The 14483-nt window shown below is 59.3% G+C and carries 15 protein-coding genes; 9 read left to right on the forward strand and 6 right to left on the reverse strand.

The genetic code is table 11. The features are described from left to right. Positions 1-315: 315 nt before the first annotated feature. The 3 genes from brnQ to PS14A_RS07190 all read left to right on the forward strand — a co-directional run bounded on the left by brnQ (position 316) and on the right by PS14A_RS07190 (position 3035). Positions 316-1629 (forward strand): branched-chain amino acid transport system II carrier protein, encoded by a 1314-nt coding sequence (brnQ, locus tag PS14A_RS07180; RefSeq protein WP_016773681.1) that lies wholly within the window; start codon positions 316-318, stop codon positions 1627-1629. 267 nt (positions 1630-1896) lie between these two features. Beyond that, complete coding sequence (locus PS14A_RS07185; RefSeq protein ID WP_016773682.1) at positions 1897-2634, forward strand: DUF599 family protein; 738 nt, start codon at positions 1897-1899, stop codon at positions 2632-2634. Further along, positions 2634-3035, forward strand: a complete 402-nt coding sequence (locus PS14A_RS07190; RefSeq protein ID WP_016773683.1) for an MAPEG family protein — start codon at positions 2634-2636, stop codon at positions 3033-3035. Before PS14A_RS07185 ends, PS14A_RS07190 begins: the two co-directional genes overlap by 1 nt. Before the next feature lie 62 nt (positions 3036-3097). Here the strand turns inward: PS14A_RS07190 and PS14A_RS07195 are convergent, their stop codons facing one another. Next, a complete protein-coding gene (locus PS14A_RS07195) occupies positions 3098-3334 on the reverse strand; it encodes a hypothetical protein (protein WP_007959016.1) in 237 nt (78 codons plus the stop codon). A 158-nt stretch (positions 3335-3492) separates the two neighbouring features. Between PS14A_RS07195 and PS14A_RS07200 the strand changes: the two genes are divergently transcribed. The 4 genes from PS14A_RS07200 to PS14A_RS07215 all read left to right on the forward strand — a co-directional run bounded on the left by PS14A_RS07200 (position 3493) and on the right by PS14A_RS07215 (position 7202). Further along, positions 3493-3969, forward strand: a complete 477-nt coding sequence (locus tag PS14A_RS07200; protein ID WP_024012154.1) for a PaaI family thioesterase — start codon at positions 3493-3495, stop codon at positions 3967-3969. Then, complete coding sequence (locus PS14A_RS07205) at positions 3966-4418, forward strand: PaaI family thioesterase (RefSeq protein WP_016773686.1); 453 nt, start codon at positions 3966-3968, stop codon at positions 4416-4418. Before PS14A_RS07200 ends, PS14A_RS07205 begins: the two co-directional genes overlap by 4 nt. An 81-nt stretch (positions 4419-4499) precedes the next feature. After that, the gene (gene htpG / locus PS14A_RS07210) at positions 4500-6404 is read left to right on the forward strand and encodes a molecular chaperone HtpG (RefSeq protein ID WP_130912565.1); all 1905 of its coding nucleotides are present in this window, start codon (positions 4500-4502) and stop codon (positions 6402-6404) included. Between the two features lie 69 nt (positions 6405-6473). Beyond that, a complete protein-coding gene (locus tag PS14A_RS07215) occupies positions 6474-7202 on the forward strand; it encodes a dienelactone hydrolase family protein (RefSeq protein ID WP_212615605.1) in 729 nt (242 codons plus the stop codon). 327 nt (positions 7203-7529) lie between these two features. On the opposite strand, the gene PS14A_RS07220 is transcribed toward PS14A_RS07215, so the two are convergent. Both PS14A_RS07220 and PS14A_RS07225 read right to left on the reverse strand, forming a co-directional pair. Beyond that, positions 7530-8396, reverse strand: coding sequence for a pirin family protein (locus PS14A_RS07220; RefSeq protein WP_212615606.1), 867 nt, complete (start codon positions 8394-8396; stop codon positions 7530-7532). Positions 8397-8457: 61 nt separating this feature from the next. After that, positions 8458-8874, reverse strand: a complete 417-nt coding sequence (locus tag PS14A_RS07225) for an OsmC family protein (protein WP_212615607.1) — start codon at positions 8872-8874, stop codon at positions 8458-8460. A 153-nt stretch (positions 8875-9027) separates the two neighbouring features. On the opposite strand from PS14A_RS07225, the gene PS14A_RS07230 reads away from it, so the two are divergent. Together PS14A_RS07230 and PS14A_RS07235 are read left to right on the forward strand one after the other, a co-directional pair. Further along, positions 9028-10050: an amidohydrolase family protein gene (locus PS14A_RS07230; RefSeq protein WP_212615608.1), complete on the forward strand. Its 1023-nt coding sequence runs from the start codon at positions 9028-9030 to the stop codon at positions 10048-10050. 138 nt (positions 10051-10188) lie between these two features. Continuing rightward, entirely contained in the window at positions 10189-11814 is a 1626-nt protein-coding gene (locus PS14A_RS07235) for a methyl-accepting chemotaxis protein (protein WP_212615609.1), read from the forward strand. A gap of 236 nt (positions 11815-12050) precedes the next feature. On the opposite strand, the gene PS14A_RS07240 is transcribed toward PS14A_RS07235, so the two are convergent. The 3 genes from PS14A_RS07240 to purM are packed head-to-tail and all read right to left on the reverse strand — an operon-like array spanning position 12051 to position 14481. Further along, entirely contained in the window at positions 12051-12764 is a 714-nt protein-coding gene (locus PS14A_RS07240; RefSeq protein ID WP_056783915.1) for a DUF3108 domain-containing protein, read from the reverse strand. A gap of 8 nt (positions 12765-12772) precedes the next feature. After that, positions 12773-13423: a phosphoribosylglycinamide formyltransferase gene (gene purN, locus PS14A_RS07245; RefSeq protein WP_212615610.1), complete on the reverse strand. Its 651-nt coding sequence runs from the start codon at positions 13421-13423 to the stop codon at positions 12773-12775. Further along, a complete protein-coding gene (purM, locus tag PS14A_RS07250) occupies positions 13423-14481 on the reverse strand; it encodes a phosphoribosylformylglycinamidine cyclo-ligase (protein ID WP_039763675.1) in 1059 nt (352 codons plus the stop codon). The genes purN and purM overlap by 1 nt, the downstream gene beginning before the upstream one ends. Positions 14482-14483: the final 2 nt, after the last annotated feature.

The raw sequence follows: 14483 nt of genomic DNA on the forward strand, positions 1-14483 counted from the left end.
GGCCTTTGTCGTTTCAGAGCAGCGGCAAGCTTCAAGCGGCTAGCTGCAAGATAGAAGCTTGCAGCTTGAAACTTGTAGCTTGCAGCTGCTTTTCTTATGTAAACGCGACACGGAAACGTCGCGTATCGGATAGTTCGCCCTCCAACAGTGCGTTTGTCAGGCAAATTCGTTAGGCTGGCAGCCATTTTTGCGTCCGCCGCCCACAAGGCAGCCACGCGCTTTAAGGGTCAGTCCCATACGGATCGACAGCATTTCCCTAATCCAACAGGGCAATCCCCCTCTAAATTCCGATTTCAGTAGTGTGGTATTACCTTAATGAAAGTTTTGAAAGGTCAGGACATCCTGGCACTTGGTTTTATGACGTTTGCCCTGTTTGTCGGGGCCGGTAACATCATCTTCCCGCCGATCGTCGGCTTGCAGGCCGGGCCTCATGTCTGGATGGCCGCGCTGGGCTTTCTGATCACCGCCGTAGGTTTGCCGGTGGTTACCGTGGTGGCGCTGGCCAAGGTTGGCGGCGCGATGGATGCGTTGAGCAGCCCGATCGGCAAGATCGCCGGTGGTATCCTCGCGGCGGCATGCTATCTGGCTGTGGGGCCGCTGTTCGCCACTCCGCGTACCGCAACCGTATCCTTCGAAGTGGGTCTGGCGCCATTGACCGGCGAGAGCCCGCTGGCGCTGTTCCTTTACAGTTCGGTGTACTTCCTCTTGGTGTTCTTCATTTCGCTCTACCCTGGGCGTTTGCTGGATACCGTGGGCCGCTTCCTCGCGCCGCTGAAAATCATTGCGCTGGCAGTACTGGGCATCGCCGCGTTCGCCTTGCCGGCGGGTGACATCGGTCACGGCACTCCAGAGTATGTGGCGGCACCGTTTTCCCAAGGCTTCATCAATGGTTACCTGACCATGGATACCCTCGGCGCACTGGTATTCGGCATCGTTATCGTCAACGCGATTCGCTCTCGTGGCGTCGAGTCGCCGGCGCTGATCACCCGTTACGCGATCATCGCCGGGCTGATTGCCGGCGTGGGTCTGGCACTGGTCTACGTCAGCCTGTTCCGCCTCGGGTCCGGCAGCCATGAAGTCGCGGTCGGCGCCACCAACGGCGCGGCGGTGTTGCATGCTTACGTGCAGCACACCTTCGGTTCGCTGGGCAGTGGTTTCCTTGCGGTGCTGATCTCGCTGGCGTGTCTGGTCACGGCGGTCGGCCTGACCTGTGCCTGTGCTGAGTACTTCAGCCGTGTGCTGCCACTGTCCTACAAGACGCTGGTGATTATCCTCGCAGCGTTCTCGCTGCTGGTCTCCAACCTTGGTCTGACCAAGCTGATCGCCTTCTCGATTCCAGTACTCACCGCGATCTACCCGCCGTGCATCGTTCTGGTCGCGCTGAGCTTCTGCAAGGATTTCTGGCATGAGCACGGGCGCATTCTTGGCCCGGTGATGCTGGTTTCCTTCGTTTTCGGCACCATCGACGCCCTGAAAGGCGCTGGTCTGGCCGACTGGATGCCAACTCAGCTGACCCATCTGCCGCTGAGCGAGCAGGGTCTGGCGTGGCTGGTGCCGTGCGTGATGACCCTGGTGGTCGCCGTGGTCTGTGATCGCCTGCTGGGCAAGCGCAGCGAAGTCACTGCCTGACGTGGTTCGGACCCGCCACAAGTGGGTCAGCCCCGGTTAAACAGAAATGCCCCGTATCAATCGATACGGGGCATTTTTTATGCGCGGGAGGCAGTGTCTTTTTTGCTGAGCTAACGTCGAAGGGTTGCCGAAATCGCTATGTGGGAGCGAGCCTGCTCGCGAATGCGTTATGTCAGCCGCCATGAGTGTTGCGTGGTACGCCGCTTTCGCGAGCAGGCTCGCTCCCACAGGTAATTTGTACCGTGATCACATCTCACAAGGAATTGCATGTCGTTCATCCAAGCCAATCTGATCCACTTGCTCGCTGCCGTCTGGTTTGTCGTCTGCTGGGGCGGTTACACCCGTTATGCCACCTGGAAGGCCCGTGATACGGCGTGTCTGGCCAGCGTGTTGCACCTGTACCGCGAAGACTGGATGCGCCGCATGCTGCTGCGTGACAACCGCATCGCCGATGCCAGCGTGATCGGCAATCTGGAGCGCAACGCCTCGTTTTTCGCGTCCAGCACGCTGATCATCCTCGCCGGTATTCTCACCGTGCTCGGCGCGTCCGACCGAGCCGTGTCGTTGTTGGCGGATATTCCGATGGTGCAGCAGGCGTCGCAGGGCATGTCGGAGATCAAGTTGCTGTGCCTGGCACTGGTGTTCGTCTATGCGTTCTTTACTTTCAGTTGGTGCATGCGCCAATACAACTTCGCTGCGATTCTGGTCGGTTCAGCGCCGATGATCGGTGAGCGCCAAGTGACCGAGCAGGAACGCAAGGCCTTCGCTTCACGGGCGGCGCGGGTGATTTCGATGGCGGCCAACCAGTTCAACTTCGGCCTGCGCTCTTATTACTTCGGCATGAGCATGCTGGCGTGGTTCGTCAGCCCGTGGCTGTTCATGATCATGAGCGCGGGGGTCGTGGTGGTGTTGTATCGCCGCGAGTTTCATTCCGACGTTCTTGATGTCATGGTTTATACCCCTACAGAGGCGCCCGTCCCTGAGGCGAACAAAGAGGCTGTTTGATGAGTATTCCGTTCTGGTGTGTGTTTATCAGTGCTTTATTGATCTACGTGGCGCGCATGCCGGTGGCCAAGGCCATGAAAGAGCAGGGCGGGTATGACAATCACTTGCCTCGGCAGCAGCAGGCGCAGTTGACTGGCTTCGGTGCGAGGGCGCTGGCGGCCCATCAGAACAGCATCGAAGCCTTCATCCTGTTCGCTGTCGGCGTGCTGATGGCGCACACCACGCAAACCGCCGGCTGGCTGATCGATGCGCTGGCGATCATCTTCGTGATCTCGCGAGTGTTCTATCTGTGGTTCTATCTGGCCGATCTGGCGAAGTTGCGCAGCCTGATGTGGCTAGTTGGCTTCATCTGTTCGTTGTTGCTGATGATTAGTCCGACTTTTAGAACCGTGTTGCTCTAACCGGTAAATCGCAGGCAAAAGAAAACCCGCACTTGGCGGGTTTTCCTTTCACACCACAAAGCTTATTGCTTTTTGGCGGCTTCTTCTTGAGCAGCGGCGTTCGATTCAGCCTGAGCTTTGGCAGCTTCGGCGTTTTCTTTTGCTGCGTCGTTCACTTTATCCTGAGCTTTGTTCATGTCTTGCTGAGCTTGCTCAGCATGTTGGTTGGCATCTTGAGCTTTGTCCTCGGATTTTTTATCGCAGGCAGCGAGACCGAGGGAAGCGGTCAACATCAAGGCAATAGCTAAAGTCTTACGCATGGGGTGTATCTCCTTATGGAAAATAACTACTGGCCTTAAGAACTCGGCGCTACGGGTTAAGTTCCTCAATTGTTTCAGATATATAAGTTTGTTTTATCACGGAACTTTTGCCGCTTTTCTCAATACTGGCACAAGGCCCAAACGCGAGTAATTATCACATGGCCGAAAACCCCGTTTTTGAGCGCGCGACGCGCTTTTTATCGGCATTGCGCCACTGTCAGGTCTTGGGTCTGCAAGTGCACAGTGCTTCCAGCGAAGGGCTGACGGTGATCCTGCCGTACAGCGAAAAAATCGTCGGCAATCCCGAAACCGGAGTCATCCATGGCGGTGCCATCACTTCGTTGATGGACACTGCATGTGGCATGTCGACCCTGTGCGTGCTGCCGGAGTTCGAAGTCTGTCCGACCCTCGATCTGCGCATCGACTACATGCACGCCGCCGAACCGAACAAAGCCGTGTACGGCTTTGCCCAGTGCTATCGCGTCACCACCGACGTGATCTTTGCCCGTGGTTTTGCCTACCAGGACGATCCCGAGCAACCGATTGCCCACGTCGTCGGCACATTCATGCGCATGGGCATCGGTCTGAAGGGCAGCAAGGGTTTCGCTGGCGCGATCAAGGGAGCGAGCCAATGAGCAACGATCTCAGGGAGCAGCTGCAACAGGCTCACGCGCAGGGCGATTACGCGCCGCTGCTGGCATTGATTCCTTATGCCGGGCTGATCGGTATCGAGTGCTCGCGAGTCGGCGATGAGCTCTTGTTCAAGCTGCCGGCGAACAAGGACAACATTGGTAACCCTTTATTGCCGGCGATCCATGGCGGGGTGATTGCCGGGTTCATGGAGCTGGCCGCAGCCCTGCATCTGCTGATTTTCACCGGCACGCCGGGTGTGCCGAAGATCATCGATTTTTCCCTCGATTACCTGCGCGCCGGGCAGTTTCGCGACACTTGGGCCAGGTGTCAGGTGTGCCGCCAGGGCCGTCGCGTCGCCAACGTTGCGGTCACTGCGTGGCAGAGTACCGAGGCCGAACCGATCGCCACGGCCCGCGCGCACTTCAAAATTGATGAGCCCTTGAAATCCTGAACAGCGCCCCCAACTCAGATGACAACCCGCCGCAGACCATTCGGGTCGCGGCCAATGCCATCTGATTGGAGTTTGATGACCATGAGTGTGGAAACTCAAAAGGAAACCCTGGGCTTCCAGACCGAGGTAAAGCAGCTGCTGCACCTCATGATCCATTCGCTGTATTCGAATAAGGAAATTTTCCTTCGCGAATTGATCTCGAACGCCTCTGACGCTGTCGACAAGCTGCGCTTCGAAGCCCTGGCCAAGCCGGAGTTGCTCGAAGGTGGCGCTGAGCTGAAAATCCGAGTGAGCTTCGACAAGGACGCCAAGACCGTCACCCTCGAAGACAACGGTATCGGCATGAACCGTGACGATGTGATCACCCACCTGGGGACCATCGCCAAATCCGGCACCGCCGATTTCATGAAAAACCTGTCCGGCGATCAGAAGAAAGATTCGCACCTGATCGGCCAGTTCGGTGTCGGCTTCTACTCGGCCTTCATCGTTGCCGACAAGGTTGATGTCTACAGCCGTCGCGCCGGCACCGATGCCAGCGAAGGCGTGCACTGGTCGTCGAAAGGCGAGGGCGAGTTCGAAGTCGCCACTATCGACAAGCCAGAGCGCGGCACCCGCATCGTCCTGCACCTGAAGTCCGGTGAAGACGAATTCGCGGATGGCTGGCGTCTGCGCAACATCATCAAGAAGTACTCCGACCACATCGCTTTGCCGATCGAACTGCCGAAGGAAGTCACTCCGGCCGAAGGCGAAGAGGCCCCCGCCGTTGAATGGGAAACCGTCAACCGCGCCAGCGCCCTGTGGACCCGTCCGCGCACTGAAGTCAAGGACGAGGAATACCAGGAGTTCTACAAACACATCGCTCACGACTTCGAAAATCCGCTGTCGTGGAGCCACAACAAGGTTGAAGGCAAGCTTGAGTACAGCTCGCTGCTGTACGTGCCGGCCCGCGCGCCGTTTGACCTGTACCAGCGTGAAGCGCCGAAAGGCCTTAAGCTGTACGTGCAGCGTGTGTTTGTCATGGATCAGGCCGAGTCGTTCCTGCCGCTGTACCTGCGCTTCATCAAAGGCGTGGTCGATTCCAACGACCTGTCGCTGAACGTGTCGCGTGAGATCCTGCAGAAAGACCCGATCATCGATTCGATGAAAACCGCGCTGACCAAGCGTGTGCTCGACATGCTGGAAAAACTGGCGAAGAACGAGCCTGAGCAATACAAGGGCTTCTGGAAAAATTTCGGTCAGGTCATGAAAGAAGGCCCGGCAGAAGATTTCGCCAACAAAGAGAAAATTGCCGGTCTGCTGCGTTTCGCATCGACCCAGGGCGACGACGGCGAGCAGGTTGTCGGTCTGGCTGACTACCTGGCCCGCGCCAAGGAAGGTCAGGACAAGATCTACTACCTCACCGGCGAAACCTACGCGCAGGTCAAGAACAGCCCGCACCTGGAAGTCTTCCGCAAGAAAGGCATCGAAGTGCTGCTGCTGACCGATCGCATCGACGAGTGGCTGATGAGCTACCTCAGCGAATTCGACGGCAAGACGTTTGTCGACGTGGCACGCGGTGACCTCGATCTGGGCAACCTGGACTCGGAAGAGGACAAGAAAGCCGCAGAAGAAGTCGCCAAGTCCAAAGAAGGCCTGGTCGAGCGTCTGAAAACTGCGCTGGGTGATTCCGTGGCTGAAGTCCGCGTATCCCATCGTCTGACCGATTCGCCGGCCATTCTGGCCATCGGCGAACAGGACCTGGGCCTGCAAATGCGCCAGATCCTCGAAGCCAGCGGGCAGAAAGTCCCGGATTCGAAGCCGATCTTCGAATTCAACCCGAGCCACCCGCTGATCGAGAAACTCGATGGCGAGCAGAGCGAAGAGCGTTTTGGCGACCTGTCGCACATCCTCTTCGATCAGGCCGCCCTGGCAGCGGGCGACAGCTTGAAGGATCCGGCCGCATACGTGCGCCGTCTGAACAAGCTGCTGGTTGAACTGTCGGTTTGATCATGTTGTAGGAAAAACCCGCTTCGGCGGGTTTTTTCGTTCTGGTGTTTACACAATCAGGAGTCAGAAATGAGCCAAGTCACTGTACGTTCCGTGGTCTATCAGATTGACGACCAAGCCTATGAGGGCCGCCTGGCGTTCGACGCCGAGCATAAGGCTGCGCGCCCGGGTTTGCTGATGGCGCCGAACTGGATGGGCGTCAGCGCCGGTGCCGAAGACATCGCCAAAGCGGTAGCGGCCAAGGGTTACGTGGTGCTGATCGCGGATGTCTACGGCCAGAGCGTGCGTCCGCAGAACGCTGATGAGGCGCTGGCAGCGATGATGCCGCTCAAGGACGACCGCGCGCTGTTGCGCAAACGTCTGCAAGTGGCTTTCGAGCAATTGCAGAGCCAGGGCGAAGCCACGGTGGATACTTCGAAACTGGCGGTGTTCGGTTTCTGCTTCGGTGGTTGCTGTGCGCTGGACCTGGCCCGCACCGGCGCGCCGGTAAAAGCGGCGGTGTCGTTCCACTGCACGCTGGATTCGCCGAACCCGGCGGATGCGCAGAACATCAAGGGCTCGGTGCTGGTGCTGCACGGCGCGTCCGATCCGTTGGTACCGAAGGAGCAATTGCCGGCGTTCGAAGATGAAATGAACGCGGCGAAGGTCGACTGGCAACTGCTAAGCTACGGCGGCGCGGTGCACTCGTTTACCGATCCGCACGCCAATGTGCCGGGCAAGATGATGTACGACGAAAAGACCGCCAGGCGCGCGTTCAAGTCGATGCATGATCTGTTGGATGAAGTGTTCAACGGTTAAAAGCGAAAAGCCCCTCACCCTAGCCTTCTCCCGGAGGGAGAGGGGACTGATTGGGGGGGGGCTCGGGAGTGACGTCGACCTGAACGTGAACAGGCGAATCCATAATCGCCGGGATTTTTCAGGTCGATGTATAACGCAAGACGCCTCGGTCGGCTCCCTATCGCTCCGGGATAGGGGACTGATTGGGGGTTGCTCGGGAGTGACGTCGACCTGAACGTGAACAGGCGAATCCATAATCGCCGAGACTTTTCAGGTCGATGTATAACGCAAGACGCCTCGGTCGGCTCCCTCTCCCTCTGGGAGAGGGCTGGGGTGAGGGTAAGCGGCTTAGCGCGGTAGTTCGATCCGCTCGACTTCCCCCGGCACCGTCGGCCAATTCCCGGCCGCCCACTTGCGCCGTGCCTCATCAATCGCCGCCGGATCGCTTGCAACAAAATTCCAGTTGATCCGCCTCGGACCGTCCAGCGGTGCGCCGCCGAACACCACCGCGTGCACATCGCTATCGGCAAACAGGCTCATCTCTTCGCCGGCTGGCAACACCACCAGCGCATGCGGCTCGATCGCCTCGCCATTCAATTGCGCATCACCGCTCAACACATACACCGCGCGTTCTTCATGCTCGGTCGGAATCAGCAGAGTGGTCGCCGTTTGCATCTTCACTTCCGCATACAGCGTAGGAGAAAGCACCGGCACCGGCGATTCCAGGCAAAAGCCTGACCCGGCAATCATGCGGATCTGCACGCCAAGGTTATCGCTGAGCGGCAACGTCGCTGCCGGGTGATGGCTGTAATGCCCCGGGCCCTGTTCGTGTGCCTTGGGCGAGGCCAGCCAGACTTGCAGGCCGTGCAGGGTGAAGGTCTCGGCGAGCAGGGGCGCTGGCGTACGCTCGACGTGGGCGATGGCGCTGCCGGCGGTCATCCAGCTGACATCGCCGGCACCGACCACTTGATCAGAGCCCAGGCTGTCCTTGTGCTGCAATTGCCCTTCGAACAAGTAGGTGAGCGTCGACAGACCAATGTGCGGATGCTGTCGGATGTCCATACCTTTGCCCGTCGGATAAATCGTTTCGAGCATGTGGTCGAAAAACACGAAAGGTCCGACATTGCGGCATTTGGCTGACGGCAGCGGGCGCAGAATCGGCTGGCCTTCGACGTCTTCGGCGCGCGGGCGGATGATCAGGAGTGGCGTGTCCATGGTGCATTCCAGGCTGAGCGGGTGATGCCAGAAGCATAACCCGCCGCTGGCATCAGGAGGATTATTGGCTGTCGAAGCCTTGTGGTGCGTGAGTTTCGATGCTGACTTCGCTGGTGGTCATCAATTTGTGAATCGGGCAGCGATCGGCCACGCGCAGCAGTTCCTCGCGCTGGGCGTCGGTGAGTACGCCTTTGAGCGTAAGGGTGACATGCAGGGCGTATTTGCCTTTCTGTTCCTGGCTGTTGTCGCGCTTTACCTCGACTCCCACGCCGGTCAGCGGGATGTCTTTTTTCTTCGCATACATTTTCACGGTCAGCGCTTTGCAGGCGCCCAGCGCAGCGTCGAAGTAATCGTGTGGCTCTGGTGCGGTGCCTTCACCACCGGCGATTTTCGGTACATCGGCAAACAATTCGTGGTCGTCGATCTGGACGGTGTGACGAAAACCTTCGGCAGAGACGGTATTGACGGTAACAGTCATGGAAACCTCACAGGCGGCAGGAAAAATCGTTCGAACAAAACAGACCTTGCAGTTATAGAGCATTCCCGGCAGTGGGCGTTCCGCTGTTGGGCAGGGATGAACCCTTGTCGTTCGGGCGCGGTCTAGGCTATGCCCATCTGCCGGAGATTACTTGTGTCCTTGTCTCGTCTGAGTCTTGCCTGTCTGCTGCTGTTCGCTGGCAGCGCCAGTGCCCGCGAATACACCTACAGCGATGCGCACCTGCATTACGTGGATTTTTTCCAGGAAAGCGCCGGCATGCAGAAATTGCTCACGGCCATGAAAGAAAATTCCGTCGAGCATGTGATGATTTCCGGCATTCCCGTGGCGAAGAAATGGCATGAAGACGAACCCAAGCGCCCGCGTTATTACGCCGGTGATGACGCCGATGCCTATTGGTACAGCGCCACCGATGTGATCATTGCCGACGCGGTGGAAAAACTTGCGCCGGAGCAGCGCCAGTACTTTCATCCGTTCCTGTCCGGCTTCAATCCCAATGACAAGAATTCCGCCGCGCACATCCAGCGCATGCTCGACCTGTATCCGGGTTTGTGGCAGGGCATCGGCGAGGTGTTCACCCGGCACGATGACCTGACCGCGCTGACCTCCGGCGACACACCCCGGGCCAACAACGAGGCGATGACCAAGATCTATCACCTCGCTGCGGAAAACGATCTGCCGGTGATGCTGCATTCCAACATCACTTCCAAGCGTGAGAAAAATCCGCTGTACCTGAAGGAGGTCGAAGAGCCGCTGCGTAATCATCCGCACACGCGGTTCATCTGGGCGCACGCCGGCACCAGCGCCGAGATCCATCGGCATCAAACGCAATTACCGTTTTTGTTGGCAACCCTGACGCGCATGCTTGAGGCCTATCCGAATCTGTTTATCGACCTGTCGTGGAGCATGCTCACGCCGTACTTGCTGGACGAGCAGGGCAAGCCGCGCGCCGAATGGCTGGCGCTGGTGGAAAAGTATCCCGAGCGCTTCATGCTCGGCTCTGACGTAGTAGGACGGTTCAACAAGCTCGGTCAGGAAATGCACAGCTACAAGCCGTTTCTCGATGCGCTGCCGGAAGCGGTGGCGCGCAAAGTCGCGCGGGATAACTTCCTGGCAATATTGCCGCGCAACACTGGTAAACCCGCCGGTCCGCGCTGAAACGTCAAAGCCACGGGTTCGGACTAGCCGCTCGTCTGCCTATCGCTTTTTCGTCTTACGCAATTTCACGGCAATGCCGATACCTTCTAAAGCAACCCGCTGCAGGCTGATGCAGCGCTTTTGGAAGGAGCCAGAGTGATGAATATCCGTAGTCTCAATATTGCCCCGCGTGCCGGTCTCGGTTTTGGCCTACTGGCCTTGATGGTGTTCGCCCTTGGCGCGTTCGCCTTGCTGCAAATGTCGAACATGCGTGCGCAGTCCGATGAAGTCGACAACAACTGGCTGCCAAGCGTGATGGCGGTCGGTGAGATGAGTCAGGACATGCTGCGCCTGCGTGCCTTGACCATGCGCCTGTTGCTCAACCGTGACCCCAAGGCACTGGAGCAGAATGTCGCCAAGCTCGACGAGCTGCGCAGTGGCTTGAGCGAAGCGCAGCAGCGTTATGACGCGTTGATCGTTTTGCCGGAAGAGCGCGCGCTGTTCGATCGCTTCAAGGTTGCCGAGCACAAATACCTGGAACTGCAGGCACAAGTCCTGCAGCTGTCAGCGCAGAATCGGGTGGCAGACGCTTCGGCGATGCTCAATGACCAGATGAGTCCGCTGGCCGATGAGATTGCCGTGACCCTGCGCGATCTGGTCGAGATGAATAAACACAATGCCAATCTGGCCACCGAGGCTGCACGCTTGGTATTCAGTCAGTCGCGGGTGTGGGTCGGGGTTATGATCGCCATGGCTGCGCTGATTACCATTGGCCTGGCATTGCTGCTGACGCGCAGCATTGTCGTGCCGTTGTCGCAATCGCTCAGCGTGGCCGAAGTCGTGGCCGGTGGGGATTTGACCGGCGACATTCACATCGTTGGCAAAGACGAGCCGGCGCGCCTGCTGCAAGCGCTGAAAAGCATGCAGCACAATCTGCGCGACACGATCCGGCGCATCTCCGAGTCGTCAACGCAGTTGGCCTCGGCAGCCGAAGAACTCAGCAGCGTCACCGAAGACGCCACTCGCGGCTTGCATCAGCAGAGTCAGGAAATCGAGCAGGCCGCCACAGCGGTCAACCAGATGACAGCAGCGGTTGAAGAGGTGGCGAACAACGCCGTGGCCACCTCCGAAGCTTCCCGCGAATCCGACCGTATCGCCCGGCAAGGGCGCGAGCAGGTGCAGCAGACGGTGACGTCGATCGAGTTTCTCGCTGGCGACGTCACCAATAATGCGGCGCAGGTCGAGGCGCTGGCGCAAAAGGTTCATGGCATCAGCAAAGTGCTGGACGTGATTCGCTCGATTGCCGAACAGACCAACCTGCTCGCCCTCAACGCCGCGATCGAAGCGGCGCGCGCCGGCGATGCCGGGCGCGGCTTTGCGGTGGTGGCGGATGAAGTGCGCGCGCTGGCTCATCGCACCCAGCAGTCGACCCAGGAAATCGAGCAGATGATCGGCGGGATTCAGCAGGGCACCGATTCGGCGGTCAGCTCGATGCAGCAGAGCAATTCTCGGGCACGCTCGACCCTCGAGCTGGCGAAGAGCGCAGGCTCGGCCCTGGACGAAATTGCCTCGGCGTTTACCTTGATCAACGAGCGCAATCTGGTCATCGCCAGCGCCTCGGAAGAGCAGGCAGCGGTGGCGCGCGAGGTGGATCGCAACCTGATGAATATTCGTGATCTGGCGATGCAGACATCGGCGGGGGCCAATCAGACCAGTGCGGCCAGTCAGGAATTGTCGAAGTTGGCGGTGGATCTGAACGGGATGGTGGCGCGGTTTTCGGTGTGAGTTTGACCTTCAAAAGCCCCTCACCCTAACCCTCTCCCGGAGGGAGAGGGGACTAATCGTGCGATGCTCTGGAATCCATATTCGACTCGGTTTCTCAGGTCGATTGTTAGCGGCAGACACCTCGGTCGGCTCCCTCTCCCTCGGGAGAGGGCTGGGGTGAGGGGTAGGGCCGCCGCGCAGTATCAACAGATAAACAAAAGCCCCGCATTCGCGGGGCTCTTTGTTGTTGCGGTCGATCAGCTGCCTTTGACAGTCTTGCCGTTGACCGTACCGTCCTGGAGCATGATGTTGTACTCCTTGCCGTCAGTCTCGACCTGTTGCAGACGCACCAGCAGGTAATCCCAGTCCTTGGCGAACCACAGCACGGTGATGCGCTTGCTTTGTGTCGGATCGCGCACGCGCTCGACCTTGATCGCGTCGATCTGGCCGGCCTTGGTGTCGACCTTTTCCGAACCCAGCACGCGGAAGTCGTAGGTATCGACTTCGCCATCATCGACGACCTGATAGCTCATGCTTTTCTTGCCGGCGGCAACGTCGTGCTGCAGCGCCAGTTGGTAGGTTGACTTGTCGACCATGCCGCGGTTCAGCGGGATTTTCACCGCGTCGCCACGGTCGGTGCCGGTCACCAGTTTATTGGCCCAGTCGAAGTCCAGATCAGCCTTTTTCGCTTTGCCCAGACCACCGCGTTCGAAGTGGTAGGACTGTGGCAGCAGGGTGTCCTTGTCCAGCTTCAGGGTGCTTTCTTCAGTCAGGCTGGCGATCATCATCGATGCCTTGAAGCTGAGCTTCCAGACGCCGTCGGCTTCCTTGGTCAGGCTGCGTTCGGCGGTGCCGCTCATGGGCAGCTGCTTCCAGTCGGCGGTGTAGCTGGCGGAGAACGGTTGAAGGTCAGCTGCCTGCGCGAAGGGCAGGGCGAGCAGAGCGCAAGCGAAGAGCAGGGCGCGACGCATAATATCTCCTAGTTTCGAATCAAGTGGCCGCTGGCGGCGAGTAGCTGGCCGTCGAGTAAAGCACCCTGGTCACCGAGTGTCAGCCTGCCTTCGGCAAACCAGCGTACCGCCATCGGGTAGATCAGGTGTTCCTGAGCGTGGACTCGTTGCGCCAGACTCTGCGGCGTGTCGTGCAACTCTACCGGTAATACTGCTTGTACGACCAGTGGTCCGCCATCGAGTTCCTCGGTGACGAAGTGCACGGAGCAGCCATGTTCCGTGTCGCCGGCCTCCAGCGCCCGCTGATGAGTGTGTAACCCTTTGTATTTGGGCAGCAGCGACGGGTGGATGTTGAGCAGGCGACCCTGGTAGTGGCGCACGAAATCAGCGCTGAGAATGCGCATGAAGCCGGCCAGTACCACGAGCTTGGGGTTGAATTGGTCGATCAGTTCGATCAGTGCGGCATCGAAGGCCTCGCGGCCCTCGAATGCCTTGTGATCCAGCGAGCGGGTGGCGATACCCGCGTCGCGGGCGCGTTGCAGGCCGTAGGCGTCGGCGCGGTTGGAAATCACCGCAGCGACGCGGACCGGGCTGTCGCCGGTCCGCGTGCTGTCGATCAGAGCCTGCAAGTTACTGCCGGTGCCGGACAACAGCACCACGACATCACAGGGCTTTGGCATCAGTGAGCCTTGAGGTTCTTCAGCTCGACCTGCGCAGCGCCCTCGGCGGCCACGGCGATCTGACCGATGACCCAAGGCTGCTCGCCAGCGTCACGCAGAGTGTTCAGGGCCACTTCGACGTGCTCCTGAGCCACGCAGATGACCATGCCGACGCCGCAGTTCAACACGCGGTGCATCTCGGTTTCATCAACGTTGCCTTTCTCTTGCAGCCAGTCGAACACGGCCGGGCGCGTCCAGCTGGCCACGTCAACTACAGCCTGTGCGCCTTTTGGCAGTACACGCGGGATGTTGTCGAGCAGGCCGCCACCGGTGATGTGGGCCATGGCCTTGACCGCGCCAGTGTCCTTGATCAGCTTGAGCAGTGGCTTGACGTAGATGCGGGTCGGGGCCATCAGCAGGTCGGTCAGCGGTTTGCCGTCGAGCTGGGTGTTCTCGATGTCGGCACCGGAGACTTCGATGATCTTGCGGATCAGCGAGTAGCCGTTGGAGTGCGGGCCGGACGATGGCAGGGCGATCAGGGCGTCACCGGTGGCGACTTTCGAGCCGTCGATGATTTCCGACTTTTCCACGACGCCGACGCAGAAGCCGGCCAGGTCGTAGTCTTCGCCTTCATACATGCCTGGCATTTCAGCGGTTTCGCCGCCAACCAGCGAGCAACCCGACAGTTCGCAGCCAGCGCCGATACCGGTAACCACTTGGGCAGCGGTGTCGACATTCAGTTTGCCGGTGGCGTAGTAGTCGAGGAAGAACAGCGGCTCGGCGCCGCACACCACCAGGTCGTTGACGCACATGGCGACCAGGTCGATGCCGATGCTGTCGTGCTTGTTCAGGTTCAGCGCCAGACGCAGCTTGGTGCCGACGCCGTCGGTGCCGGAGACCAGCACTGGCTGCTTGTAGCCGGCCGGGATTTCGCAGAGGGCGCCGAAACCGCCCAGGCCGCCCATGACTTCCGGGCGCGCAGTGCGCTTGGCGACGCTCTTGATGCGTTCGACCAATGCTTCACCGGCGTCGATGTCTACACCGGCGTCCTTGTAGCTCAGGGAGGGTTGCTTGCTCATGA

The organism is Pseudomonas sp. 14A (assembly GCF_018132745.1).
Taxonomy (GTDB): Bacteria; Pseudomonadota; Gammaproteobacteria; order Pseudomonadales; family Pseudomonadaceae; genus Aquipseudomonas; species Aquipseudomonas mercuritolerans.